Source organism: Pseudomonas grandcourensis, assembly GCF_039909015.1.
Taxonomy (GTDB): Bacteria; Pseudomonadota; Gammaproteobacteria; order Pseudomonadales; family Pseudomonadaceae; genus Aquipseudomonas; species Aquipseudomonas grandcourensis.
In genome coordinates, this window is sequence record NZ_CP150919.1 from 4,391,229 (window position 1) to 4,415,955 (window position 24,727).

Below are 24,727 nucleotides of genomic sequence, written 5' to 3' on the forward strand. Positions count from 1 at the left end.
ATTCACGCGATGATCCATGAAACCAAAGGATTGGGTTGGCTCGCCGGTACGTCGTACTGATGCAGCACAACAGTACGGCGCGACTGGCTGCGTGCTTGTTCTGCAAGGCAATGCCAAACCTCGCGCGTGGTGAGTCCGGCGACAGCGCCACCTTGCTCACGCCAAAACGGTACGAGCGATTCCTGCCAAAGCCTCGTGAGTCCATTCGTGACTTCAAGCCGCGCACTGCCTTTTTTGGCATGCTCAATGGCGAAAGCCAGGCTTTGCGGCAATCGGCGGTCCGTCACGACAAAGCGAACGTCAAACTGACTGGGGTCGAATGGTTCTCGAGCGATCTCTCCGGATGGCTTCGCGAGCACCGGTAGCGCCCCCAGCATGGCGAGCGTCGCGGCACTTGCGGTGGACACGAGAAACTGGCGCCGCCCAAATCCGAGATTGGAAATATTGGGGATCGACATGCTCACTCCCCGAAAATGTTGAGGAATGTAGCGGAGCTCTGAACCCCGATTAAGAGACTGAGATCGGCGTCGAGGATCGAGCCGTTGGTATCGCGCGTCGAAGCAGCGTTGACGGGGAAGTTTTGGAAATCAGCGGACGCGAATTGCTTGTCGCGTTCAGCCACCTGTTCACTGGTCGAGTGCCAGATGCGGCCCACAATGGTAACGGTCGCAACATCGCCTTTCAGGCTCGAACCCTGATGCATGTTTGTTTCCTCCGCGCGTTCTTGTTGTTGTGCCCGTGACAGGCTTCATATGCGCGAAACAAAAATATACGATCCGTACCGTTTTGTGCAAGCTTACTTTTTTCGGTTTCGTCAGCTGGCAGCCTTCACCTGCCTACGGAGTCAGCCCTCATGGGCCTTCCACACTCGCCAAGCCAAGCCCAAAGCGTTTTTTTACATTGCTTCTTGAGTGGTCTGTTGGCTACGATCAGAAACGCCTCAGCTTGATTTCAGCAGGCAGCCGCCCACGCCGCAGAGTGAGCACATGCAGCTTTACGCTCCTGTTAAAATTAGTCATTTATTAAGGAATACTTTATGCAGGAGAAGTCTTTAGGACGACCACGCAGCGAAGCTACTCGACTGCAAATACTGAATTCGACCATCAAGTTGCTACACGAGAACTCTATTCAGGCCATCTCGATTGAGGCAATTGCAAAGGAAGCCGGTGTCAGCAAAGCAACGATCTACAGATGGTGGGACTCTAAAGCATTGCTCGTGATTGACGCATTCATTGAAAACCATCTTCTCAAGACCCCACTGCCAATTGAACTCGGTCCCAAAAAGGCCATCGCTGCTCATTTCCGCACACTGGTAGAGCAGTTTTCTGGTTGGCCAGGCCGAATACTTGCTCAAATCATAGCCGAGGGACAATCTGACCCTTCAGTATTACGAGCCTTTCGAGAGAGATTCCACTATGGGCGACGCGCGATAGTTAAAGAAACACTTGAAGAATGGAAACGCAGCGGCGAGATCCCAAGCGACACCGATGTCGAGTCGCTTATGGACATCATCTACTCAGCAGTCTACATGCGCTTGTTGGTTGGCCACGCCCCATTGAACGAGGAGTTTGCCAAGTCGCATATCGACTACATATACCACTTGCTGGGAGTAACGAACTCAGAAAACTGAACAGCACTGTTTGGCTGCTGATCGTTATAAAGTATGAGTTGACTCAGTCCCGATTCACCCTGAGAGGTGAATCGGGACTTTTTGACAGATAACGTCAACCTGGTGCTTTAGATAGGCTGCCCCAAGTATTGATAGGTTTTCAGCAATAGAGCCGCCGACTGCTCTCTATTTTTCAGTGGGTCTTCCTGCTCATAGCGACAAAGTTGTAATGAAGCTTCGCAAATGATTTTGCACCGTTCAAATCGGCGCTCGCTATACATCGCCAATGCCTCGTTAACAGATTGGGTCTTGGATATGCAGTCTGCAAGCACGACGGCATCTTCGATGGCCATGCCACCTCCAGACGTCATATGCGGTGTTGGTGAATGTGCAGCATCGCCGATGAGCACTACGCGGCCGCGGTACCAAGGTGCCGGCACCAGCGTGATATCCAGCGGACGGAAGATAACCTGCCTGGCATCGGTCACCTGCTCAAGAGCTTCCAATACAGCGGGCGCGGTATATTCGGCAAGGCGTTCGCGAATCATCGCGCTCGCTTGATCCTCTGGTACCCGCAGAGGCTCCACACTGTTCTCGAGATAAAACAGGTAGCAGCTGTTCTCCGATGTCGGGAAAGAACCCACCGTTTTCCCTGTCGGGCTGCGGTACAGACAGAACCCATCAATCTGAGCCGGACGCGGCGCGTTGAAACGCCAGACACTCTGACCTGCAAAATGCGGCCTGCACTCAGTACCGAAAACCTGATCGCGGAGCTTGGAGTAGGCTCCATCCGCAGCCACTACCAAGTCATAGGTAGCCTCGCGACCATCCGAGAATTTAACTTCGACGCAGTCCCCACGGTCGTCGAGATGTTCGATCGTCAACCCTTTATCCAGAACCGCCCCAGCCCCTTGCGCTGCCGACTCCAGGATTCGAGCAAGTTCTGGCCGACGGATGCCACAGCTGGGGGGTGCAGGGTCCGATCGCAGGAGTTGACCTGAGGAATCGAATTGCCGAAACGCGTCGAATCGCATACCACTGTCGAGACAAGGCTCCGCCAATCCGATCATGTCCAATGCTCGGACCGTGTTGTGTAACAGGCAAATGCCAGACCCTGCCGAGGGAATCCCCGGCTTGATATCAATACAGTGGACGTCCACTCCCGCCCTGCGCAGTGCATAAGCTGCGGTGGCACCGCCGATTCCGCTGCCTACAATCAAAACGCGTTTAACTTGACTCATTCTTGTCTCCTCTCCGCTTCTATGGCGGGTGGTAGCTGCTACTCAATTACACAGCTTGTTTGCCAATTCCGGTACATCGAAGTACGCCTCGGCAAGAGACATCCGCGACCGGGTATAGCCCTCGTATAGTCATCTGCGGCAAGCCTTCAGGCGTCGCGCAGTACTGCTTCAATTGCAGCGACGAGCAAATCCACTGGGCAGGACTGTCCAAGCCTTCAACTACCCTCGCATCCCGCGCTTCATGCCGCTCACCAGACATCGGCGTTGCTAAGAACAAACCAAATCTATACGTTCCGTTTTGTTTCCGCAACCATGCCGAGTAAAACCTAGATTTACGCAATAGAGCCATTGACAACGCCAATCTCAGACAACAATACTTTGTATACGCATCGTTTTGTTAGTGCTACCTTCAATTAGATAGCTATTCATAGCCGGAGCGCGGCTTACGTAGGCCGCCTCGCGTTTACTTCAACTCTCTCTGCCGTTTCGGAGCTCGACGCATGACCGCTAATTCCCAGTCTCCCGTGTTCGTTTCAAGCGCTGCCGCGCAGGCCGTTTTCCGTTGGAAAGATGCGATTGCCGCGCTTCAGGCCGCTTATGGGCAACATTTGCCAGCCAGGGCTACCCCGCCTCGTACCGTTGCAAGTCTTGAAAAAACCTGGCTTCGCACCTTGCCGGCAATTCCGGCAAGTGGACGCTACTTCGGCGCCAAGCTGATGGGGTCGAACATGGGCGATGCGCCACCGGGGATCGAATACGTCATCGTTCTGTTTGACCGAACGACCAATCGCATTGCCGCTTTCATTGACGCAAATCTGATGACTGGATTCCGGACTGCTGCTACGTCGGCAGCAGCCCTTGACCGCCTCGCCCCACAGAAACCTGTTCGTCTAGCCGTCATTGGAAGTGGGTTGGAAGCCTCGATGCACACCCGTGCCTTCGCAAGTGTCCGCGAACTGACCGAAATAACCGTCTACAGCCCGACGCCTGAACGGCGCGAAGCGTTTGCCACAGCGGCGACGCGAGATCTCGGTGTACCCGCTCGCGGAGTTGGTTCGGCACAAGAGGCCGTGGAAGGCGCCGACATCGTGCTGACTGCCGCACGCTCACGCGATGAAAAGCCGATTTTGTTCGGCGAGTGGTTGAAGCCGGACGCCATTGTCGTTTCGATCGGTTCGACCATCCCGGAGCAGCGTGAAATAGACATTTCCGTCGTAGAGCGCAGTGACTTGATCATCTGCGACACCCTGGAAGAAGTGCTGGAAGAGACAGGAGACATGCTTGCTGCCCATACCGCCGGGATCGAATTTCGACACAAAGCCTTCAGCCTGTCTGACCTGATGAGTGGCGCCTGCAGTGAACAGTTGAAGCAAGCCAAGGCCCCGATGTTTAAGTCAGTCGGCGGTGGTCTTCAAGACATTGTGGTAGCGGAACTCATCCTGACCAAGGCACTTGAAGCAGGGCTCGCAACACCACTGCCAATCGATTTTGAAACAAAGCGCTGAGCGAACAGCGACGACTATCACCAACCCTGACTAACAGGAGCCTTACATGGCCAATTACAATAAGAAAGACGCTCGAGACTGGGCACGCGAAAAACTCGTTGGGGTCGCCAACGTTACGATTCCAACAATGACCTCCGACTTCAAACGCATCAATGAGAAAGCCGTTCGCCACGACGTAGAACTGGCAATCAAGCATGGCTTCGTCGGTTCGCTGTCCTGCTCGGAGGTAGCCATCACCCAAGAGCAGTACGGTGAGTTCTGTCAAATCATGGCCGATCAAGCAGCCGGCCGTCTCGTGATCGTTCACCACGCGGTGTTCAACACGCTGGAAGATAACATTGAGGCCGTGAAGCGAGCCGAAGCTGCCGGCGCCGACCTTGTACTGCTTGGCTATCCTCCGTTCTTCTATCCGAAGTCCTATGACGAAGTATTCGAGTACACCAAGGCGATCTGCGACGCGACGAACCTGGGCGTAATCATCTTCCCGCTGCCCGCCTGGGGTTTCAGCCGCTTGCACCCTGCCGATATTCCGCTGGCGGTGCTGCGTCGCATGGTCGACGAGATCCCCAACGTCGTTGCAATCAAAGCCGAAGGCGGACTGCCTTACATCATGTCGGCGATCGAAGTTCACCGCGAATTCCATGAAGAAGTCGTTATCTCATCTCCGCTTGAGTATGAGTACGTGCCTTTGGCACAAGTGATGGACATCCCATTCTGCGGAACCAACTACTCCTCTTACTACGGCCCATTGCTACCACAGATCCACAAGTTGATCCGTGCGGGCAACTACGATGAGGCAACTCAGCTCTGGTACAAAATGGATCCGGCACGTAAAGCGTTTGCAAGCCTCCCAATGGCGGCAAACGGGCTTCTCAATCGCATGATGTGGAAATACCAAGGCTGGTTGCAGGGTTACAACGGTGGTCCTATGCCGCACCCGACCCAACGTGTGTACCAGCGCGACATGGCTGTGCTACGTAAAGGGCTGGAAGCTGCTGGACTGAACCCGACCACCGACCTCGATGAAGCCTTCTTCATCGGTCGTAACTCCATTTGAGGTCTGCCCGATGAATAGCACCGCAACCTTGAATCTGAAAGACCCCGACCTGCTGCGTCAGGCAATGTTGATCGACGGCGAATGGGTCCAGGCAGACAGTGGCCAGACAATCGAGATCCGCAATCCAGCCACTGGTGAATGGGTAGCGCGCGTACCAAACGGTGGAGAGTCCGAGACTCGCCGCGCAATCGCAGCGGCCGAACGCGCCATGCAGGGATGGCGCAAGACGCTGCCAAAGGAGCGTGCAAAGGTCCTGCGCAAGCTCTATGAGCTAATGCTTGAAAACATCGAGGACCTGGCGGTCATCCTGACGGCCGAACAGGGTAAGCCCTTGGTGGAATCCCGTGGCGAAATCCTTTACGCCGCAAGCTTCATCGAATGGTTCGGGGAAGAGGCGAAGCGCGTGAATGGCGACATCATTCCGCAGAATGTAGACGGTCGGCGCATTCTCGTGCAGAAAGCCCCTATCGGTGTTTTTGCAGCCATCACACCGTGGAACTTCCCCTCCGCGATGATTACACGCAAAGCCGGTCCGGGCTGGGCGGTTGGTTGCGCTGGAGTTATCAAGCCGGCCAGTCAGACCCCCCTTTCGGCACTGGCTTTGGCCGTACTCGCCGAGCGCGCCGGTCTGCCGCCTGGTGTGTGCAACGTCGTCACGGGCTCGGCCCGCGCAATCGGCGGGGAGCTCACCGCAAACCCGGTCGTTCGGAAGTTGTCTTTCACAGGTTCGACCGAAGTTGGATCGCTGCTGCTGGCCCAGTGCGCTCCGACCATCAAAAAGGCGAGTATGGAACTGGGCGGCAACGCGCCGTTCATCGTCTTTGACGATGCTGATATCGATGCCGCAGTGAAAGGTGCAATTGCCGCCAAGTACCGCAACACAGGTCAAGCCTGCGTTGCCGCCAACCGCATGCTCGTTCAATCGGGTGTTTACGATCAGTTTGCGAAGAAGCTCGCGGATGCAGCCGCTGCGCTCAGGGTTGGTAATGGCATGGATGACGGTGTGGTACTGGGTCCGCTCATCAATGGGGATGCAGTGCAAAAGGTCGAAGAGCACATTGCCGATGCGGTGAAAAAAGGTGCACGCATTGCTACCGGAGGCAAGCGTCACCCCTTGGGCGGTAGTTACTTCGAGCCAACAGTGCTCACCGATGTGTCACGCGATGCACTGATCTTCAATGATGAAACCTTCGGCCCTGTCGCTCCCCTCTTCCGTTTCGAGACTGAGGACGAGGCAATTGCGATGGCCAACGACACACCTTTTGGCTTGGCAGCCTATGTGTACGCACGTGACGTCGGTCTGATCTTCCGTGTCGTCGACAATCTTGAGTTCGGCATGGTGGGCGTCAACGAGGGGATGATCTCCACAGAAGTTGCACCCTTCGGCGGCGTGAAGACCTCCGGACTTGGCCGGGAAGGCTCAAAATACGGGATCGACGACTACCTGGAAATCAAGTACGTCGCACTGGGCGGCTTGTAAGCCGGCGATAGTGGGTGAGGTGGTGTATGTCTATAAAACATGCGCCCTCACCTACACGCATTCATCACGGCGCTGTAAATTTTGCTCAATGGCCTCACTGATAAGACGTATCAGTGGGGCTCCAAACCCTCGTCTCGCTCTACGAGATCGACACAAGTTACGCATCTGATACCACGGCCAAAAGCAGACACTCACTAGGCAATCTGATGAGATGCGGCGTGTAATGACATCCAGTTCAATAATTGAAGTCATGCCCCAACTCCGCCTGCATCCACTCCAGAAATCTTCTGACCCTTGGGAAGTTGGAATGCGCTTTCGGGAAAACCAGGTGGTGTGCAGTGATTGCCGCACTCAACTGCGGCACTACCTCGACCAACGTTCCACGCGCTAGATAATCCTGCGCAAGCAGTGTGCTTTCCAGGGCAAATCCAAGCCCGTGGCTGGCTGCCTCCAGCGTCATGTAGGAACGGTCAAAACTCAGTGTGTAAGGCTTTTCAGGGCGCGATAAACCATGTTGTGCAAACAACTGTGGCCACTTGATCAGCGTCGCCTCCGACAGAATCAGGTTGCAGTCCAGCAAATCCGCAATGGCATGAATGGGTCGTTTTTCCAGGAGTTTGGGAGAAGCCATGACCGCGATTTTTTCATTGCGCACCGTGCGCACTTCGAAACTGGGCCAGTTGGGCATTCCGTGGCGGATGTCCACGTCGATCTTGTCCCGGCTGAAGTGCAGTGACTCATAGGAACACGAAAGGTTGAGCTGGATGTCAGGATGACTCTGGCGGAATTGCTCCAGACGCGGCATCAGCCACAGCAGTCCGAAACTGGGCGATGAGTGCAAGCGCAGGCAATCGAGGCTGAAGTCACTGGTCGCGCGCTCGGTCGCCACGGCAAGGCTGTGCAGGATGCCGGACACCTCGGTCAGGTACTGCTCGCCCACCGGCGTCAGGGTCACGCCTCTGGTGGTTCGGAAAAACAGCTGTCGCCCGATCATCGCCTCAAGCTTGGCCAATTGGTGGCTGACCGCCGAAGGCGTTAAGTCCAGCAATTCGGCAGCGCGGGCGACATTGCCAAAGCGCGCTGTCTGCTCAAAGGCCTGAATGGCTTTCAGGGGTGGCAGTGTCGGGGGTACTTCGCCGGTTGAACGCATGGTGATGGTTTTTCCGCTGTAAACAGCCTGAGCCGGGCATCGAGCCATTCAACCATCCAACTGCAAAAATGACGAGTGCTGAATTTTTTTCAGTACCCAGTGAAGTTCGCGTTATTGCTCAGGAACGGGGTGGAGCACAAGCTGAGTCATCGATTCGCTACGGATCGACCCAATAGCACTCTCCAATAAGAACAATGAGGTACTCCCATGCTTCTCCAAGGCAAAGTCGCGATCATCACCGGTGCAGCCTCCGCACGTGGCATTGGCCGCGCGACAGCGACCACCTTCGCGCAACAGGGCGCACAGGTTGTGATCCTCGACTTGGATGAATCCACCGCCCGCGATGCCGCCGCCTCCCTGGGCGAAGGCCATCTGGGTCTGGCCGCCAACGTCGCTGATGAATCACAGGTTCAGCAGGCCGTCGCGAAAATCATCGAGCATTTCGGTCGCATCGACATTCTGGTCAACAATGCTGGCATCACCCAGCCTCTCAAAACCCTGGATATTCGCCCTTCGGACTACGACAAGGTGCTGGACGTAAGCCTGCGCGGCACCCTGCTCATGTCCCAGGCAGTGATTCCGCTGATGCGCCAGCAGTCCGGCGGCAGCATCGTCTGCATGTCGTCGGTCTCCGCTCAACGCGGCGGCGGCATTTTCGGTGGCCCGCATTACAGCGCCGCCAAGGCCGGCGTGCTGGGCCTGGCCAAGGCCATGGCGCGGGAACTGGGGCCGGACAAGGTTCGCGTCAACTCCATCGCCCCCGGTTTGATCCACACCGACATCACCGGTGGCCTGATGCAGGACGAACGCCGTCACGCGATCATCGACGGCATCCCGTTGGGACGCCTGGGCGAGGCGCAGGATGTGGCCAATGCGGCGCTATTTCTGGCCAGCGACCTATCCTCCTACCTGACCGGCATCACCCTGGATGTGAACGGCGGCATGCTGATTCACTGAATACACCTGGGCGGGCCTGCCCGGCCCGTGCGGTTCTGGATCGACGATGCAGCCGGGCCTCGGGCCCTGGCGGTCAATAAAAACAAGAGATCGAACCATCATGACAACCCTGTCGCTCGAAGCGGTTTCGACCGTGCGCTCCTCCGCCTACCGTAAAACGGCCTGGCGCCTGATGCCGTTCCTGATGCTGTGCTATCTGTGCGCGTATCTGGACCGGGTCAACGTCGGCTTCGCCAAGCTGCAAATGATGAACGACCTGGCCCTCAGCGAAACAGTCTATGGACTGGGCGCGGGCATGTTCTTCATCGGTTACTTCCTCTGCGAGGTGCCGAGCAACATCATCCTGCACAAGGTCGGCGCTCGGGTCTGGATCGCCCGCATCATGATCACCTGGGGCATCGTCTCGGCCCTGTTCGCCTTCGTCGAAACTGCCTGGCAATTCTATGCCTTGCGCTTTTTGCTTGGCATTGCCGAAGCGGGTCTTGCGCCGGGTCTGCTGCTGTACCTGACCTACTGGTTTCCGTCCTATCGGCGTGCGCGCATGACCGTGTTGTGGTTTATCGCCATTCCGCTGTCGGGCATGGTCGGTGGCCCGATCTCCGGCTGGATCATGAATCACTTCGCCGGCATGCATGGCTGGGCCGGCTGGCAGTGGATGTTCGTGCTCGAAGCTGTGCCCACCGTTCTTATCGGCTTGCTGGTACTGAGCTATCTCAAGGATGGCGTACACCAGGCCAATTGGCTGGATGACGACGAAAAAGCACTGATCCGCCGCGAGCTGGCCGAGGATGACCAGCAGAAAATCACCCATGCGTCGGTGGGCGAGTTTATTCGCGACCGTCGTCTGTGGTTGCTCGCAGGCATCTACTTCTGCGTTGTAATGGGCCAGTACGCGATCACCTTCTGGCTACCGACACTGGTACGCAACGCCGGGGTTTCCGATCCGCTGCACATCGGCTTTCTGACCAGCCTGCCCTACCTCTGCGCCATCGTGGCAATGCTGCTGGTCGGTCGCAGTGGCGACAAACACCGCGAGCGACGCTGGCACCTGATCGCCCCGATGATTGCCGGCGCACTCGGCCTGACCCTCGCCGCATTGCTGGGCGGCAATATCGTCCTGTCCATCCTGAGCCTGTGCCTGGCGGCGTCCGGCATTCTGTCGGCGACGTCGCTGTTCTGGATGCTGCCCACCACATTGCTCGGGGGCGTTTCCGCCGCCGCGGGCATTGCGGCAATCAACAGCTTCGCCAACCTCGCCGGGTTCTGCTCGCCTTACCTGATCGGCTGGATCACCACACAGACCGGCTCCAGCGCCATCGGCATGTACCTGATCACCGGTGTGCTGGTGAGCGGCGCCCTGCTGGTCCTGCGCATTCCCGCCGCCCTGGTCAATCGTTGAGTTAACGGAGTTTCATCATGACAACCCAGTCTTCACACGCTTCAAGCAAGAGTCTGGCGCAGCGCGCCCACAATATTCGTCGTCACTCGCTGCGCATGGGGCAAGTCCAGGGCCAGGGTTATGTCGGCCAGGCCCTCGGGGCGGCCGACCTGCTGGCCGTGTCCTACTTCCATGCGTTGAATCTTAAGCCTGAGGACCCGGAATGGGAGGAACGTGATCGCTTCTACCTCTCCATCGGTCACTACGCCATTGCGCTGTATGCCGCCCTGATCGAAGCCAAAATCATCCCGCTCGATGAACTGGAAACCTACGGTTCGGACGACAGCCGCCTGCCGATGTCGGGCATGGCCGCCTACACCCCGGGCATGGAAATCACCGGGGGCTCGCTGGGTCAGGGCCTGGGCATCGCTGTCGGTGCCTGCCTGGGTCTCAAGCGCAAAGGCTCGGCCTCCTTCGTCTACAACCTGCTGTCGGACGGCGAGCTGAATGAAGGCTCGACCTGGGAAGCCGTGATGTCGGCGGCGCACTGGAAGCTCGACAACCTGATCGCCATCGTCGACGTCAACAATCAGCAAGCCGATGGCTATTCGAGCGAAATCCTGTCGTTCGAACCCATTGTCGATCGCTGGCAAGCGTTCGGCTGGTTCACCCAGCGCGTCGATGGCAACGACATCGATGCACTGGTCGCGGCATTCGATGCCGCTCGCCATCATCCCGGCGCCCAGCCACGAGTGATCATCTGCGACACCAAAATGGGCAAGGGCGTGCCCTTCCTGGAAACCCGCGAGAAGACGCACTTCATTCGCGTGGAAGAGCACGAATGGGATCTGGCACTGAACAATCTTGAAGAAGGAAAAAACCAATGAGCAATGCCGCAAACACTCCGACTTCGACTGCCGAGCCGATCAAGAAGCGTCTGACTACCTCGGCGATGATCGCCTCCATTGCTTCGGAAGGCCAAGCCACCAAGTCGGCGCCTTTCGGACATGCATTAGCCGCGCTTGCCGATCAGCGTCAGGACATCGTCGGGCTGTCCGCCGATCTGTCCAAGTACACCGACCTGCACATCTTCGCCAAGGCCCATCCCGACCGTTTCTATCAAATGGGCATGGCCGAGCAATTGCTGATGAGCGCGGCCGCCGGCATGGCCCGAGAAGGCTTCGTGCCGTTTGCCACCACCTACGCGGTGTTCGCTTCGCGCCGTGCCTATGACTTCATCTGCATGGCCATCGCCGAGGAAAACCTCAACGTCAAGATCGTCTGCGGCCTGCCCGGCCTAACCACCGGTTACGGCCCAAGCCACCAGGCTACGGACGACCTGGCGATCTTCCGCGCCATGCCTAACTTGATGATCGTCGATCCGTGCGATGCACTCGAAATCGAACAGGCCGTGCCCGCCATCGCCGCGCATCAGGGGCCGGTGTACATGCGTTTGCTGCGCGGCAATGTGCCGCTGGTGCTGGACGAGTACGGCTACAAGTTCGAGATCGGCAAAGCCAAGACCCTGCGCACCGGTAACGACGTTCTGATCATCTCCACCGGCCTGATGACCATGCGCGCACTGGAAGCCGCCAAGGCACTGCAAACCGACGGCGTCGATGTCGCCGTGCTGCACGTACCGACGATCAAACCCCTGGATGTGCAAACCATTCTTGCCGAGGCAAGGAAGCCAGGTCGGCTGGTGGTCACAGCAGAAAACAGTTCGATCATTGGCGGTCTTGGCGAGGCCGTTGCAGGGGTGCTGCTGCGTAACGGAGTGACGCCAACTTTCAGGCAGATTGCTTTGCCCGACGCGTTCCTTGACGCAGGTGCCCTGCCGACGTTGCATGATCGTTACGGAATCTCAACTCAAGCCGTTTGCGCACAGATTAAAGGTTGGCTGTAACCGCACTCCAAAGGCACCTGCCCCCAGGTGCCGTTCAACTCGATGCAAGTTAGTAAACTTCCTCAGCCTCTAACGTCATGACTATGAAACCAGACGGGCTTCCTGATTCGGTAGCTCAAAGCAATCACCTGCAACGAGAGTCAACCGCCAACGCCCCTTGCCGTACCAGCACCCCGTTTATGAAATTGACGGCAGCGGCGAGCGCCTCACGCCCCTCGGAGAGCACCGGCGCATATGCCTGCCAGACATGAAACATACCGGGCCATACCTCCAGCCTGGTGTCCACGCCCGCTGATCCAGCGTTTCTCGCCAGACGTACTGCATCATCAAGAAGGATTTCACACTCCCCCACTTGAATCATCATTGGCGGCACCCCCTGCAGGTCAGCCTCCAAGATAGCAGTCTCGACCTGATCTCCCAGGTAGGCGTCAGCACTGGCTTGCAACTTCTGAGGTGTAAGAAAGCAGTCCACTGCAATCTTGGTATGGATGCTTTCTCCGGTAAGAGCCAGATCCAGCCAAGGAGAAAACAGCACCACGCAACCTGGCATTTCCATTCCCATGGTCCTGGCGTGAATCAGGGCGGCCATGATCAAATGGCCTCCCGCCGAATCCCCCACCAATGCAATATCGTTTGCTCCTTCGCAATTAGCGAGTAACGCCGCATACGCAGTCAGAACATCTTGCTGTGCAGCAGGGTATGCATGTTCAGGTGTCAGTCGATAATCAACCACGTAAGCCGTGGAAGATGTACCGGCAGCAAGCGTGCCGGCGATTCCCTCAAAACCTTCAGCGCTGCCCACCATGAAACCACCACCGTGGACATAGAGCAAAGAGCGCTGGGAATCCACACAGGTTAACTTCCGCACAGGAACTCCACCGAGTGTCGACGCCGTGGAGCTGCAATCAGGCGGAGGCGAAAAACGCTTGCACAAGTGGTCAAAACCTATACGAGCCTGCTGCAGCGACCCAGGAGGATTTTCTCTTCGAGAGAGCAGTTCATTACGAATAGCATTCAGTTCACAACTACTCATTCTTGCCTACCAATCAAAGAGTGACGTGGAGTGTCAGTCAGATATCAAGCACCAGCCTTGATGACTTGGCACGTGAAACACACTGCAGAATGACCGCATTGGAAGCACGCTCCTCATCGCTGAGGACATAGTCCCTATGATCAACTTCACCCGCTAGCACCCGGCACTCACAGGTACGGCAAAGGCCCTCCCGGCAGGAATAAGGCACCATTATCCCCACCTCTTCGAGTGCATCTAGAAGGCTGGTATCAGCTGGCACGGTTAACTCCATGCCACTGCGAGCAAGTTCCACTACGAAGCTTTTGTTCTGTTCCTTTTCAGGTGCATTCGACTCAGGTGCACTAAACAACTCGAAATGCACCTGGCCGGAAGGCAGGTAAGCCTGTGCGGCATCCCGTACCGCATTCATGAGCGGTGACGGCCCACAGCAATAGAGGTGGTCCGTTGCCTTTGCTTGTCGAGTAAACGCCTGCAGATCGGGACGACCGGCCATTTCGTCATCCGAGTGAAATACTAATTTTCCGCCACGAGGAAGATGCTCGATGTAAGCAGCCCGGGACCGGGATCGGACGCAATAGAGAAGTTGCCATGGTTTGTCATTCGCATCGCACCAACGAATCATGCTAAGAATCGGCGTAATGCCGATACCGCCGGCGATAAATAAATAGGTGCTTGCGTCGTGTGCCAGCGGAAAGTTATTGCGAACCGCGCTAATTTCGAGCAGGTCGCCAACTCGCAGATGTGCATGAATGAACGCTGAGCCACCCCGTGACGGCTCAGACAATCCGACCCCAATTGAGTAGCTTCCGTCCGAAGGATCGTACCGGTGAACGGAGTACTGCCTGATCAGACCATTTGGCAGGCGAACATCAATGTGCGAGCCCGCGTCGGCCACAGGAAGAGGTTGACAGTCCAAGGCCAGCAAGCGGATATCCATAATGGCGTCAGCAGCTTTCACGATCGCCATCACTCGAACGCGGTTCCAGTCGCTCATCTCAGACCTCCTGGATCTTGACGGGATTGCTTATCGCCTGCTCAGCCTTATAAGCATTCGCCACCAGCCACCTGAAATACGAAAGAGCAGCATCAGCTCCGATCGGAATCATTTTGAAATCGGAAGTCAACTTCAACATGCGATCTTGCGCATGAATCATATCGCTGTCCTCCTGGAACGCTGTGACGACCTGGTTGTGGATTGCCAGCGTCACCTCGGGGTCATCAATGGCGAAATTATGAGGCTGCGAAAAGAAGTAGTGCGTGGATTCGTCCGTTTCCGGAGTCAGTGCCTGAGTGCTACGGAACTCTGCCGCATTGACGCGATTTCCCGCCTTGGCATTTTGCCCACTGGGCTGCATTCCCGAATCCATCAGGAAGATGCTCGGCAGCAGGAAGTCATAGATATTCCAACGATCGACAGACCCCGGATAATTTTTGACTTTCTGCACAAAAGGTGCGGGCTTGATTCCTTCACCCCAACGCGTTACTCGCACGCCGTTTTCCAGCTTTTCGACCGTAGGTATGCAGGCCGCATACGCCTCGTCACCGCCCAGCGTGTTCGGATGAACGTAGGGCAAATGTGCGAGGTCAAGCAGGTTGTCAGCGATCAGCAGGTAGTTGGTGGTGTAATAGGTGTAACCCTCCAGGCTTCGCCACTCGGGGTCATCCAGCCAATGTGTATCAGGGATCAGGGACGGATCCGCCAGGCTGGCATCACCCACCCAGATCCAGATCCACTTGTGCTTCTCTACAATTGGGAATGTGCGCACCTTAGCCTGCGGAGGAATGCGCTCTTGTCCGGGTATTTCGACGCAGCGCCCCACCGTATCAAATAGGAGACCATGGTACATGCACCGAAGCTGATCGCCTTCTAGGCGCCCTTTCGACAGTGGAGCGCCTCGGTGACAGCAACGGTCTTCGAAAGCCACCACTTTTCCGTTGGTATCACGCCATAGCACCACTGGCACGTTGAGAATCGTTCTTGCGAGAAGTTTATCGACCGGGATCTCACTCGACCAAGCAGCTACATACCAAGCGTTACGAAGGAGCATGACGTCGACCTCATTTCTTGTTTTTGGTGTTGAAATTATCTTGCTGACGCCATGCTAGCGGTGGATCATCTATGCGCATAGATCATGGAGCTAATACAGAATATGCGCAGTACTCATGGTAAAAAATTCGATTTGAATCTCTTGCTAGCGTTCGATGCGCTTCTGAAAGAGCGCAATGTATCTCGAGCAGGAGAGCATCTTGGTTTGACGCAGAGCGCCATGAGCCATGCACTACGACGTCTCCGGGAGTTTTATGAAGACCCCCTCTTCGTCCGTATTGGCGATGCGATGAAGCCGACGCCTTTCGCAGAGGAGATGGGGGATTCAGTTCTGGAGATCGTATCCGCCGTACAGCACAGGCTGTTGGCGCAGGCCAGTTTCAGCCCTATGTCTTCCACCAGGGTCTTCAGCCTTTGTATGACGGATATGGGCGAGTTGGTATTTTTGCCCCGGCTGATTTCAGAACTTCAGAAGGTGGCCCCTCATTGCCGAATACGAACATCGCAACTACCCACCGAGCATATAGCTAACTCACTGGAGAGAGGTGATACAGACCTGGCTATAGGGTCACACTACATCCAGGACCCTAACCTTTTTCAACAAGAACTGTTTAAACACTCTTTTTGCTCTATCGTCAGTACCATGTACCCTGGTAACGAAGTAGACCTTGAACAATTCCTGAGCATGAAACATGTTTCCGTCGTTCTGTCAGACAGTAGTACACGCTACGACCAGTTTATCGACGAATTGGGGCATCAACGAGAAATTTACCTTACAACCCCACACTTTATAACGGTCCCGATGATACTGGAGAAAAACCCGAATCTAATCGCAACCGTGCCCGGTGACCTGGGGCAAACATTCCGACGCTACAATGCGGTCAAGGTAATTAAAACCCCGATCAAGTCCCCCAGCTTGCACCTGCGACAGTATTGGCACCCGCGCCATCATCATGACCCCGGAAATATATGGCTTCGCCAGTTGGTCAAGCTTCTTTTCGACAAGTATATGAGTTGATGGGCGTGATATTGGCGCAACCTAATCATTCCCTCACTTCAATGATTGCGGCAATTTACGAGGATAAACCTACGCTTATTGAATAAGGGAAATGATGAAATTTCACCGCTATGATATTAGAATTTATCGCTATCCAAATATGTGAATAGCGATCGTAAACGCTTCCCCTTAGCTAGAAACAGAGCGTCCACTCAGCTTTTTGGTGGTGTGTGCTTTCTTTAGGATTCGGCGTGCAGAGGAAGCATAAGACATTAAATATGCCGCCGGCCGTTGCGTGGGAACGCGCGATGAAAAATCGCTTGCCCCCCGAAAAAATTTCCGAAGAATATCTGGATATATTATGCCGAGGCGTTACCGAAGCATGTACAAGTTCAGCGGATTGATCGGTCGCACGCGATCGCCCTTAGCATAGACCTAACGAGACTTGATTCTGTCTTTTCCAGCGTACGTGGCGACAGCGACGTCGCCACCTTCATGGGATCAACCAACTCGTGCAATTCCACAGCATCTCGGACGTCAGAGTTGTGCGGCTCCCCTTAAAGATCAGATCACTCCTCTAGCTTTGAATGCCGAGATCTGTCCATCTGAATAGCCCAGTTCCTGCAAAACACTGACACTGTGCTCCCCCAAACCCGGCGAGGGTTTTTCTTCGACCATTTCGGTGTAGGGCATATGCACCGGATGCTTGACGTAGCAGTTTCCCGATTGGGCCGGCACCTCGACAATCATGCCGCGATGTTGCACCTGCGGATCGGCGATTGCCTCGGCGACCGTGTTGATCGGGCTGCAGGGTACGTCGGCCTCCTGAAGCGACTTCATCCAGTACTCACGGCCGCGCTCTTGTAATCTCGAAGTCATCAAGGACTCCAGATGAGCGTGATTCTGCGCGCGCAGCGGACCGTCACGCAGCAGCTGATCATCTATCCACTCAGGTCGCTGCATCGCGATGCACATCCGTTGCCACTGCTCTTCGGTATCAACACAGATGGCAATCGGTTCGTCGGCGGTAGCGAAAGCCTGGAACGGCGCGATCAGCGCGTGGCGACTGCCCAGACGGCGCGGAAGATCACCCACCTGCAGGAAGCGTGCAACAGCGTTTTCCATCATTGCCAGCTGGCAATCGAGCATCGAAATATCGATAAACGCCCCCTTTCCGCCCTCCTGCCCCCTGCCCACCAGCGCTGCCAGCACACCGACGGTGGTGAATAAGCCAGACCCGATATCGCCTAGCGAAATGCCCACGCGTGCAGGTGGTCCGAACTCTTCACCGGTAATGCTCATCATGCCGGACATCGCCTGTGCGACCACGTCAAAAGATGGCAAATGTTTATAAGGGCCATCCTGCCCAAAACCTGAAATTGCGGCGTAAACCAATTGCGGGTTCAACTCACTCACGGCTTCATAACCGAACCCCAATCGTTCCATCGCCCCCGCCCGGTTGTTTTCAATGAACACGTCAGCCGTCGTCAGTAACTGGCGAAGAACAGCTTTGCCCTCCTCCTCTTTCAAGTTCAGCGCGACGCTGCGTTTGTTCCGGTTGACGCTATTGAAGTAGATACTTTCCTCGTCTTTGAACGGCGCAACGCTGCGGGTGTAGTCCCCGCCTTGCGGCCGCTCAATCTTGATGACATCAGCCCCGAGCATCGCGAGCAGCCAAGTTGAATAAGGCCCTGCCAACATATGAGTCGCATCAATTACACGTATACCGCTTAGAGGCCCTTTGTTGGGTATTTCAGATTTAATCGACATGACTTCACCCTGCCCGGCAACTGAGGTTGCCAGCGAACAAATAATATTTAAATTCGAGAAAGCGTCTGTTCATCCAAGCGTCAGAGCTTTCTATTCTCGGAAACGCGACAACATCAGTGTTTCATTACACCGCAAAGTTGTTCTAAAGCCCTTTCCACGCTGGTGGACGTTTTTGCTGAAACGCTGCAACGCCTTCACGAAAATCAGCAGAGTGATAGCAACGCAACAACACATCCTCATCCTCGACACTTGCTACTTGCGCGTCTCGAAGTCGCCGCAACGTAGTTTTGGTGGCCCATAGCGTCAGTGGCGCAAGCTGCACCAAATGCTCCGATACGCGCTCGGCCGCAGCTTCCAACGCGTCTTCGTCCACCAACTCCCTGAACGCCCCGCTTGCCATAAGCGCCGAGGCGTCCAGCAGACGTGCGCTGAACACCATTTCTTTTGTCATTGCTGTGCCGAACAAATCGACAAGACGCTGATAGTTCAGGGCGCTGAGGCAGTTGCCAACCGTTCGTGCAATGGGAAATCCAAATCTGGCTGAACGGCTGATGATGCGCACGTCACAAGCTGCCGCGATAAGTGCCCCCCCACCCACACACGGACCCGCGATGGCGGCAACGGTTGGAAATGTCAGCGCTTCAAGAGAATGGATGAGCGTTTCACTGTGACCTTCGAGTTCAAGAAACTCAGCTGTCGTTTTCGCATCCTCCAGAGCGCCGAAATCTGCCCCCGCCATGAAGGAGGGGCGCGCGCCCGTTGCGCCGGTCAGAACCAGCGCCTTGACTGATGCATCGAGTGTCAGCTCTTGAAAAATCCCGGTCAACGCCTCTTCCATTCCAGGCGACATCGCGTTCAAGGCGTGAGGTCGATTGAAGATGACCCATTCAACACTCCCTCGTCGTAACCGAAAAATTTCGGCGCTCTCTTCGATTTTCATAGTTGAATCCTGTCTGGCCATTTAATAAGTGCTCACAGTTCGACGACCGCTGCCGCCATGCTGGTTTAACTGTTAACCCGTTCCCCGGATTGCAGCAGGTGGCAATCCTGTTCTGGCAGATGCAGCAGTACGACCTGCCCCACCCGATAGTCGACCGTGGGGGGCGTAAAGGCGCGCATCGAAAGGCCAGCGCCGATGTCTACCAATACGTCGCAGTACTCTCCGAGGTACGCGGTGCGCAGCACCGTACCGGGCAGCACATTGGTCACGCCTGAATTTGGCCCAACGATCCGCACTTTGGACGGACGGATACACAGGGTGATCTCTGCACCAGGACCAGCACCACTGCGGTCCATCCCCACCAGTGATTGCTCTCCAAAGCGCAATGTGCCGGCCCCCGTTAACACGCCCTTGATCACGTTATTGCTGCCAATGAACGCAGCGACGAACGCGTTGGCCGGCAGCTCGAAAATCTCTCTCGGCGAACCCAGTTGTTGCACACTGCCTCCATTCATGACCGCCACCTGATTGGCCGTCACCAATGCCTCTCCCTGATCGTGAGTGACGTAGACAGTCGTCAGTCCAAGCAAGTCATGCACTCGACGGATTTCGAAGCGCATTTCTTCCCGAAGGTGGGCATCAAGGTTCGACAGCGGTTCGTCGAGCAATAGAATGCTCGGCTCGACAATAAGAGCTCGCGCCAGCGCCACCCGTTGCTGTTGCCCACCCGACAACTCGGAGGGATAGCGGTCAGCCAAGTGGTCAAGGTGCACAGTCTTCAGGGTTTTAGTGAGCTTTTCTTCCAGCAAAGCACGCGGCACCTTGCGTATCTGCAAGCCAAACGCCACGTTCTCCGCCACGGTTTTGTGCGGCCACACCGCATAGTTTTGAAAGACCAGCGATATATCCCGGCGCTCCGGAGGCACCACGCCCTGCGAGCTGGAAATGACCCGGTCATTGACGCGGATTTCGCCTGCGGTCGGTGCTTCGAAACCGGCTAGCAACTGCAGTGTGGTTGACTTGCCACATCCGGATGGACCAAGCAACGCCAGCAATGTTCCATCCTCCACAGTCAGGTCAATACCTTTTAGCGCCTGGAACTGGCCGAAGCTTTTTTGCAAATTACGGATCTGGATCTGGCTCATTGGGCGACTCCGAGTTCAACACTGGCACGTTTATGTTTCGCCAACTTCACGCTGAGCGTCTGAGCGATCGCCACCACCACCATGGTGACAACCAAAAGTAATACGCTAGCGGCAGCCACCGCCTCGTAATTTCCGCCATCCTTGTAGTTGTAAATCAACGTCGTCATGACGTTAGTGCTGGGTGTTATCAAGAACACCGCAGCTGATAGTTCGCGCATCACTGGGATAAACACCAACAGCCATCCTGAAATCAGTCCGGATCTCATCAGCGGAGCTGTGATACTGATGAATGTCTTCGACTCACTGGCACCCAGGATCCGGGCGACCCGCTCCAGGTCCGGACTGATACCCTTGAGCATTGCCCCGCCATGCGAATAGGCGATAGGCAGGAACGTCGCGACGAACGCCGCAATGATGATCGCCGAGGTCCCGTAAAGACTTAGGGGTGGCTGGGTATAGGCTGCGAAGAAGCCCACCGACAATACAATTCCGGGAATGATGATCGGTAGATTGGTCAACGCCGCAATGATGGTCGTTCCCGCAACCAAGCGGCGCTCGACGATGTAAGCGATCAAAGTGCCGAGCAGTACGCAAAGACTGGCGCCGATGGCGCCATAGGCCAATGAGTTGATAATCGCCGCCTGAGTTTCAGCGTTCTCCAGGACTGCCCATCGATACCAGTGAAACGTCAGATTGCTCAGCGATGGCCCCTGACCCCAGGCTTTGCAGAGAGAAACGACGATCAAGGCGAAGTAAGGCAGGATCACCGCCGTCACCGGGACAATCAGCGCGAACAACAACCCGGCCCAGCGCCACCCTTTCAGATCAATGCTGCGGCCCGCCCGGCTCTTGCCACCGATCATTACAAAACGTCTGCGGCCAAGAATTTTTTTGCGTACCCAGAACAACCCACCGGTGAGCAAAAGGAGCGGCATGCAATACGCTGCCGCCATGTACAACTCGGGCGGGAACAACTGATAGAACTCGGCCAGTTTGGTGGTGACAACCGATGTTCCTGAGGGCGTGAGCAGAAAGGCGGGAACGCCGAACAGGGTCATCCCCTGAATGAAGGACAAAATGAAACCCACGATGACCGAAGGCATCACCATCGGAATGGTCACGCTGAACATTGTGCGTAGTACGCTGGCGCCGAGCGTCGTCGCCGCGTCTTCAAGCTCGACCGCCATTTCATCGAGGGCGCTGGCGACAATGGTGAAGGTATACGGGACGGTATAGATGGCGCAGACAAAGATCGCGCCACCCATCGAGTAGATGTTGAACAGAGCCAAATCGCTGCCCGACATTTGTCGATAGAACGTATTCAGCCAGCCGGCATTAGGTGCCGCAAGTAGAATCCAGCCCAGTGCACCGATGAACGACGGGGTCACGAAAGCCCCCAACGTGAGCATCCTGATGAGTCCCCGGCCGGGCATGTTGGTACGCGCCACCAACCAGGCCAGCGGAACACCCAGCAGCGTTGAGATCGCTGCGGTTGAAAACGCCAGAATAATCGAATTGATAATCGGCTGGAGCATGCCTTTGGCAGTCACCAGACGCACGTAATTGTTCAGCGTCCATTGTTGCGTGGTGTCATCGTGCATGCTGTTGAACAGAATCCAGCCGACCGGTTGCGCAACCAACAAGAACAGCGCCGCCAGAACCACGCTCACTACGGTCCAACGCACCCAAGGTCGGTGTCGTCGAATCTCGGCGCCAACGGTCGCCGAGGAAGTGCCTATCGCAAAAACGCCCATAAAGGGGTCACTCCTGAGTCTGCCGTCGCCAGGCCGCCAGGGCCTGGCGGGTATTGTTTCAACCAATGATGTCCTTCCACTTGGCGATACCTTCAGCGACTTCGGCCGCCAGGTCTTCAGGTGGATTGCGGTACCAGGTTATCTGGGACAGGCTGCGGTCCTCGGCCCATGGAACATCAGTGCGCAATGTCGGCCAGAAATTGGCCGCCAGGATTTGCGAGACTTCAGGGTCATACAAAAAGTCGGAGAACAGCTTCGCCGCGTTCGGGTGCGGAGCTTTCAGTGGAATGGCACTCAAGCCCAGGTTGAGGATGGTGCCGTCGGTTGGGGTAACCACGTTTATCGGGTTGCCAGCCGCTTTCTGCGTCAGCGAATAACTGAATGGCGCACCCAGACCCACGAGGCGCTCGCCTGAAAGAATGTCGGTAACAGTATCCACGTTCGATTGGCCGACCTTGGGGTTCAGCTTTGCCAGTTCTTTGAGGTAATGGTCGCCGTACTTTTTACGGATCGCCACCACCCAGGAAGCAACATCACCGGAGAAGGACGGGCTGCCGACCGTCAGCTTGTTGGCCCATTGAGCGTCCAGTGCAGCCTCCCATGAAGCAGGTGCTGTGGTGACTTTGTCTGACTGATAATTTAGGCTGGTCAGGCTAATGGCGCCGACCTGGAAGGTGTCGTCCTTGTCCAGCCCCTGGAATTCCTGCGGCAGAAACGCCGTACCCGCCGGTTTGTAGGGCATTAATGCGCCGATCTTTTTCAGCTCCAGGTAGTGAAGTATGTTGGTACTGCCCAGCGAGTCGCAGTTGGGCGCATTATTCTGCAGCTCGAGACGTAATCGGGTGTAGATGGTTTGCGATGCCTGACGCAGCAGGTTGACCTTGATCCCAGGGTAGCGACGGGTGAACGCGTCGCGGATGGCTTCGATGGTCCTTTGTTCATAGGACCCCCAGTAAAGGTTGAGTGCACCTTCTTTCTGCGCAGCTGCGTACAGCGATTCGTCGGCAGCGAACGAGGGACGAATCAATCCCGCTGCTAAACCTGCACCCGCGATGCCACTCGCTTGCAAAAATCTGCGCCGTGTAAATTCGACCATATCGCTGCCCCTTCGCCTGTTGCTGCTTGATTATTGTGAGTGGAAAGCAGTGTTTCAGTGGTTCAGTAATCGCCTGTCGTTGCGCCGCCATCGACAATGAGAACTTGCCCGCTCATGTAACTGGCGTCGTCGGAGGCGAGGAACGCCACCACGGAGGCAATTTCTGCAGGTTGTGCGGGCCGGCCCAGTGGCATTCTTGCGATCCAGCGCGCCCTGATCTCCTCTGGAACACTCGCGAGAATAGATGTCTCTACGATCCCGGGGGCTACGGCGTTGACCAATACACCGTGGCGCGCCGCTTCCAGGGCGACGGTGTGAGTCAATCCCACCACGCCCGCCTTCGCCGATGAATAATTCGATTGACCGTAGGTGCCCAGGATCGCAGTGGAAGCGATATTGATGATCCTGCCCCAACCGCGCCCAACCATGGCCGCCAACCCGAATTGACACCCCATCCAGGAGCCACGCAGGTTGACGTCAATCACGGTTTCCCAGTCTTCATCAGTCATCTTCATCAAGGTTCTATCACGCACGATGCCTGCCACGTTCACCAGAATGTCGACGGCTTTGAAGGCTGGCGGCAGATCAACCATGACCGCGGTCCAACTAGCGCGGCTCGAAACGTCGAGAGTGACCGCTGCCGCCTGATAACCCTGGGAGGTCAGTGAGCAAGCCAGTTCGACTGCACCGGGGCCGAGGTCGGCAATGATGACCGCTGCGCCCTCTTGCGCCAGGCGCTGACAGATAGCCGAGCCAATGCCGCCCGCACCGCCCGTGATCAACGCGACATGCCCGTCCAAGCGAGTGTTCATGATTCGCTCCCTGTGCGGCATGCGACCGCAAATACGTCTTCGCCTTCCTGCACCACTTCACCGCTCTGATTGAGCAGGCGCAGCCTGACTCTGACAATGCCCCGCGAAGGGTTTGAATTGCTTTTGCGCAAGTCTTCGATTTCAGCCACGTAATGCAGCGTGTCACCCGCGAAAACCGGTGCGACGAATCGGCGATGGGTCTCAAGAAAGGCAATGATTGCCCAGTCATCAACACTCGAGCGCAGCCCGGTACTCATGGAGTGAGCCAACATGCCATGGGCGATTCGCCGCCCGAAGGGGCCTCGACGCGCAGATTCCTCATCCATATGAATCGGGTTGAAATCCCCAGACAATCCTGCAAACAGGACGATGTGCGCTTCTGTCAGTGTGATGCGCGACGACACCAACGACTGTGTGGCTACCAGGTCGTCAAAGTATTGAGTGGAACTCATGGGTGGCTCCTTGGGCGGAAAACCGGCAACGAGGTGGATGAATCCGTTTCGATGAACGCAACCGAAACGTCCATACCGATGGTGATCTCGTCGAACGCAATGCCGTGAAGTTGCGACAGCATCAGCGGACCTTCTGCTAGCTCGACGAGGGCGCACACATAAGGTGTCTCCAGCCGTGAGTGCCCACGATGGATAACCGAATAGGTAAACAGCGTGCCGCGCCCGCTGACTTGCACCCATTCGGGCTTTATCGCCAGATCGTCCAGGCAATGGTCCCGTGGGTACCACTGCCATGCACCGGACACAGGGTTGCGTTGAACGAGCAAGCGTCCTTCCCGAAGAGCGGCCCACCAGGGTGCCGACATGGCGTCGGTGACAACAGGACTCAAAGTGGTCAT

24 protein-coding genes are annotated in these 24,727 nt (G+C 56.2%); 9 read left to right on the top strand and 15 right to left on the bottom strand.

Features of this window, described 5'->3' with window-relative positions; translation table 11 throughout:
- Nucleotides 1–2 precede the first annotated feature (2 nt).
- Both AABM52_RS19590 and AABM52_RS19595 read right to left on the bottom strand, forming a co-directional pair.
- Nucleotides 3–458, bottom strand: a complete 456-nt coding sequence (locus tag AABM52_RS19590) for a hypothetical protein (protein ID WP_218497875.1) — start codon at nt 456–458, stop codon at nt 3–5.
- 2 nt (nt 459–460) lie between these two features.
- A complete protein-coding gene (locus AABM52_RS19595) occupies nt 461–703 on the bottom strand; it encodes a hypothetical protein (protein ID WP_218497874.1) in 243 nt (80 codons plus the stop codon).
- Between the two features lie 333 nt (nt 704–1,036).
- Between AABM52_RS19595 and AABM52_RS19600 the strand changes: the two genes are divergently transcribed.
- On the top strand, nt 1,037–1,630 hold the full coding sequence (locus AABM52_RS19600) for a TetR/AcrR family transcriptional regulator (RefSeq protein WP_056723297.1): 594 nt from the start codon (nt 1,037–1,039) through the stop codon (nt 1,628–1,630).
- A gap of 107 nt (nt 1,631–1,737) precedes the next feature.
- On the opposite strand, the gene AABM52_RS19605 is transcribed toward AABM52_RS19600, so the two are convergent.
- A complete protein-coding gene (locus tag AABM52_RS19605) occupies nt 1,738–2,850 on the bottom strand; it encodes an FAD-dependent oxidoreductase (RefSeq protein WP_056723300.1) in 1,113 nt (370 codons plus the stop codon).
- 500 nt (nt 2,851–3,350) lie between these two features.
- Between AABM52_RS19605 and AABM52_RS19610 the strand changes: the two genes are divergently transcribed.
- The 3 genes from AABM52_RS19610 to AABM52_RS19620 are packed head-to-tail and all read left to right on the top strand — an operon-like array spanning nt 3,351 to nt 6,892.
- On the top strand, nt 3,351–4,355 hold the full coding sequence (locus AABM52_RS19610) for an ornithine cyclodeaminase family protein (protein WP_056723302.1): 1,005 nt from the start codon (nt 3,351–3,353) through the stop codon (nt 4,353–4,355).
- Between the two features lie 46 nt (nt 4,356–4,401).
- The gene (locus AABM52_RS19615) at nt 4,402–5,412 is read left to right on the top strand and encodes a dihydrodipicolinate synthase family protein (RefSeq protein WP_056723304.1); all 1,011 of its coding nucleotides are present in this window, start codon (nt 4,402–4,404) and stop codon (nt 5,410–5,412) included.
- 28 nt (nt 5,413–5,440) lie between these two features.
- Nucleotides 5,441–6,892: an NAD-dependent succinate-semialdehyde dehydrogenase gene (locus AABM52_RS19620; protein ID WP_201783882.1), complete on the top strand. Its 1,452-nt coding sequence runs from the start codon at nt 5,441–5,443 to the stop codon at nt 6,890–6,892.
- A gap of 235 nt (nt 6,893–7,127) precedes the next feature.
- On the opposite strand, the gene AABM52_RS19625 is transcribed toward AABM52_RS19620, so the two are convergent.
- Nucleotides 7,128–8,042 (bottom strand): LysR substrate-binding domain-containing protein, encoded by a 915-nt coding sequence (locus tag AABM52_RS19625; RefSeq protein ID WP_218497873.1) that lies wholly within the window; start codon nt 8,040–8,042, stop codon nt 7,128–7,130.
- A gap of 207 nt (nt 8,043–8,249) precedes the next feature.
- Here AABM52_RS19625 and AABM52_RS19630 point away from each other — a divergent pair, with 207 nt between their 5' ends.
- The 4 genes from AABM52_RS19630 (at nt 8,250) to AABM52_RS19645 (ending at nt 12,283) form a co-directional block, all read left to right on the top strand.
- On the top strand, nt 8,250–8,999 hold the full coding sequence (locus AABM52_RS19630; protein ID WP_218497872.1) for an SDR family NAD(P)-dependent oxidoreductase: 750 nt from the start codon (nt 8,250–8,252) through the stop codon (nt 8,997–8,999).
- A gap of 100 nt (nt 9,000–9,099) precedes the next feature.
- Nucleotides 9,100–10,398: an MFS transporter gene (locus tag AABM52_RS19635; RefSeq protein WP_218497871.1), complete on the top strand. Its 1,299-nt coding sequence runs from the start codon at nt 9,100–9,102 to the stop codon at nt 10,396–10,398.
- A 17-nt stretch (nt 10,399–10,415) separates the two neighbouring features.
- Nucleotides 10,416–11,264, top strand: coding sequence for a transketolase (locus AABM52_RS19640; protein ID WP_056723310.1), 849 nt, complete (start codon nt 10,416–10,418; stop codon nt 11,262–11,264).
- Nucleotides 11,261–12,283, top strand: coding sequence for a transketolase family protein (locus AABM52_RS19645; protein ID WP_056723312.1), 1,023 nt, complete (start codon nt 11,261–11,263; stop codon nt 12,281–12,283). Before AABM52_RS19640 ends, AABM52_RS19645 begins: the two co-directional genes overlap by 4 nt.
- A 124-nt stretch (nt 12,284–12,407) precedes the next feature.
- Here AABM52_RS19645 and AABM52_RS19650 read toward each other — a convergent pair whose 3' ends face one another.
- The 3 genes from AABM52_RS19650 to AABM52_RS19660 all read right to left on the bottom strand — a co-directional run bounded on the left by AABM52_RS19650 (nt 12,408) and on the right by AABM52_RS19660 (nt 15,364).
- The gene (locus AABM52_RS19650) at nt 12,408–13,151 is read right to left on the bottom strand and encodes an alpha/beta hydrolase (RefSeq protein ID WP_218497870.1); all 744 of its coding nucleotides are present in this window, start codon (nt 13,149–13,151) and stop codon (nt 12,408–12,410) included.
- Nucleotides 13,152–13,353: 202 nt separating this feature from the next.
- Nucleotides 13,354–14,310 (bottom strand): PDR/VanB family oxidoreductase, encoded by a 957-nt coding sequence (locus tag AABM52_RS19655; RefSeq protein ID WP_056723315.1) that lies wholly within the window; start codon nt 14,308–14,310, stop codon nt 13,354–13,356.
- A 1-nt stretch (nt 14,311) separates the two neighbouring features.
- Nucleotides 14,312–15,364, bottom strand: a complete 1,053-nt coding sequence (locus AABM52_RS19660; RefSeq protein WP_218497869.1) for an aromatic ring-hydroxylating dioxygenase subunit alpha — start codon at nt 15,362–15,364, stop codon at nt 14,312–14,314.
- A 102-nt stretch (nt 15,365–15,466) separates the two neighbouring features.
- Between AABM52_RS19660 and AABM52_RS19665 the strand changes: the two genes are divergently transcribed.
- Nucleotides 15,467–16,381 (top strand): LysR family transcriptional regulator, encoded by a 915-nt coding sequence (locus AABM52_RS19665; protein ID WP_218497868.1) that lies wholly within the window; start codon nt 15,467–15,469, stop codon nt 16,379–16,381.
- Between the two features lie 543 nt (nt 16,382–16,924).
- Here the strand turns inward: AABM52_RS19665 and AABM52_RS19670 are convergent.
- The 8 genes from AABM52_RS19670 to AABM52_RS19705 all read right to left on the bottom strand — a co-directional run bounded on the left by AABM52_RS19670 (nt 16,925) and on the right by AABM52_RS19705 (nt 24,727).
- Nucleotides 16,925–18,130 carry a CaiB/BaiF CoA-transferase family protein gene (locus tag AABM52_RS19670; protein WP_218497867.1) on the bottom strand — a complete coding sequence of 402 codons (1,206 nt, stop codon included), beginning with the start codon at nt 18,128–18,130 and terminating at the stop codon, nt 16,925–16,927.
- 142 nt (nt 18,131–18,272) lie between these two features.
- The gene (locus tag AABM52_RS19675; RefSeq protein WP_218497866.1) at nt 18,273–19,070 is read right to left on the bottom strand and encodes an enoyl-CoA hydratase; all 798 of its coding nucleotides are present in this window, start codon (nt 19,068–19,070) and stop codon (nt 18,273–18,275) included.
- 65 nt (nt 19,071–19,135) lie between these two features.
- Nucleotides 19,136–20,215 (bottom strand): ABC transporter ATP-binding protein, encoded by a 1,080-nt coding sequence (locus AABM52_RS19680; protein WP_218497865.1) that lies wholly within the window; start codon nt 20,213–20,215, stop codon nt 19,136–19,138.
- Nucleotides 20,212–21,969, bottom strand: a complete 1,758-nt coding sequence (locus tag AABM52_RS19685) for an iron ABC transporter permease (RefSeq protein WP_056723326.1) — start codon at nt 21,967–21,969, stop codon at nt 20,212–20,214. Before AABM52_RS19685 ends, AABM52_RS19680 begins: the two co-directional genes overlap by 4 nt.
- Before the next feature lie 58 nt (nt 21,970–22,027).
- Complete coding sequence (locus AABM52_RS19690; RefSeq protein WP_218497864.1) at nt 22,028–23,065, bottom strand: extracellular solute-binding protein; 1,038 nt, start codon at nt 23,063–23,065, stop codon at nt 22,028–22,030.
- A 62-nt stretch (nt 23,066–23,127) separates the two neighbouring features.
- Nucleotides 23,128–23,877: an SDR family oxidoreductase gene (locus tag AABM52_RS19695; protein ID WP_201783879.1), complete on the bottom strand. Its 750-nt coding sequence runs from the start codon at nt 23,875–23,877 to the stop codon at nt 23,128–23,130.
- Complete coding sequence (locus tag AABM52_RS19700) at nt 23,874–24,329, bottom strand: MaoC/PaaZ C-terminal domain-containing protein (RefSeq protein WP_056723330.1); 456 nt, start codon at nt 24,327–24,329, stop codon at nt 23,874–23,876. The genes AABM52_RS19695 and AABM52_RS19700 overlap by 4 nt, the downstream gene beginning before the upstream one ends.
- On the bottom strand, nt 24,326–24,727 hold the full coding sequence (locus AABM52_RS19705; RefSeq protein WP_056723331.1) for a Zn-ribbon domain-containing OB-fold protein: 402 nt from the start codon (nt 24,725–24,727) through the stop codon (nt 24,326–24,328). The genes AABM52_RS19700 and AABM52_RS19705 overlap by 4 nt, the downstream gene beginning before the upstream one ends.

Coding starts and splice junctions, on each gene's coding strand:
- AABM52_RS19600 (WP_056723297.1), top strand. CDS start 1,037: ATGCAGGAGAAGTCTTTAGGACGACCACGCAGCGAAGCTACTCGACTG.
- AABM52_RS19695 (WP_201783879.1), bottom strand. CDS start 23,877: ATGAACACTCGCTTGGACGGGCATGTCGCGTTGATCACGGGCGGTGCG.
- AABM52_RS19605 (WP_056723300.1), bottom strand. CDS start 2,850: ATGAGTCAAGTTAAACGCGTTTTGATTGTAGGCAGCGGAATCGGCGGT.
- AABM52_RS19705 (WP_056723331.1), bottom strand. CDS start 24,727: ATGACCACTTTGAGTCCTGTTGTCACCGACGCCATGTCGGCACCCTGG.
- AABM52_RS19590 (WP_218497875.1), bottom strand. CDS start 458: ATGTCGATCCCCAATATTTCCAATCTCGGATTTGGGCGGCGCCAGTTT.
- AABM52_RS19685 (WP_056723326.1), bottom strand. CDS start 21,969: ATGGGCGTTTTTGCGATAGGCACTTCCTCGGCGACCGTTGGCGCCGAG.
- AABM52_RS19665 (WP_218497868.1), top strand. CDS start 15,467: ATGCGCAGTACTCATGGTAAAAAATTCGATTTGAATCTCTTGCTAGCG.
- AABM52_RS19640 (WP_056723310.1), top strand. CDS start 10,416: ATGACAACCCAGTCTTCACACGCTTCAAGCAAGAGTCTGGCGCAGCGC.
- AABM52_RS19635 (WP_218497871.1), top strand. CDS start 9,100: ATGACAACCCTGTCGCTCGAAGCGGTTTCGACCGTGCGCTCCTCCGCC.
- AABM52_RS19615 (WP_056723304.1), top strand. CDS start 4,402: ATGGCCAATTACAATAAGAAAGACGCTCGAGACTGGGCACGCGAAAAA.
- AABM52_RS19675 (WP_218497866.1), bottom strand. CDS start 19,070: ATGAAAATCGAAGAGAGCGCCGAAATTTTTCGGTTACGACGAGGGAGT.
- AABM52_RS19645 (WP_056723312.1), top strand. CDS start 11,261: ATGAGCAATGCCGCAAACACTCCGACTTCGACTGCCGAGCCGATCAAG.
- AABM52_RS19680 (WP_218497865.1), bottom strand. CDS start 20,215: ATGAGCCAGATCCAGATCCGTAATTTGCAAAAAAGCTTCGGCCAGTTC.
- AABM52_RS19690 (WP_218497864.1), bottom strand. CDS start 23,065: ATGGTCGAATTTACACGGCGCAGATTTTTGCAAGCGAGTGGCATCGCG.
- AABM52_RS19660 (WP_218497869.1), bottom strand. CDS start 15,364: ATGCTCCTTCGTAACGCTTGGTATGTAGCTGCTTGGTCGAGTGAGATC.
- AABM52_RS19625 (WP_218497873.1), bottom strand. CDS start 8,042: ATGCGTTCAACCGGCGAAGTACCCCCGACACTGCCACCCCTGAAAGCC.
- AABM52_RS19610 (WP_056723302.1), top strand. CDS start 3,351: ATGACCGCTAATTCCCAGTCTCCCGTGTTCGTTTCAAGCGCTGCCGCG.
- AABM52_RS19630 (WP_218497872.1), top strand. CDS start 8,250: ATGCTTCTCCAAGGCAAAGTCGCGATCATCACCGGTGCAGCCTCCGCA.
- AABM52_RS19670 (WP_218497867.1), bottom strand. CDS start 18,130: ATGTCGATTAAATCTGAAATACCCAACAAAGGGCCTCTAAGCGGTATA.
- AABM52_RS19655 (WP_056723315.1), bottom strand. CDS start 14,310: ATGAGCGACTGGAACCGCGTTCGAGTGATGGCGATCGTGAAAGCTGCT.
- AABM52_RS19700 (WP_056723330.1), bottom strand. CDS start 24,329: ATGAGTTCCACTCAATACTTTGACGACCTGGTAGCCACACAGTCGTTG.
- AABM52_RS19595 (WP_218497874.1), bottom strand. CDS start 703: ATGCATCAGGGTTCGAGCCTGAAAGGCGATGTTGCGACCGTTACCATT.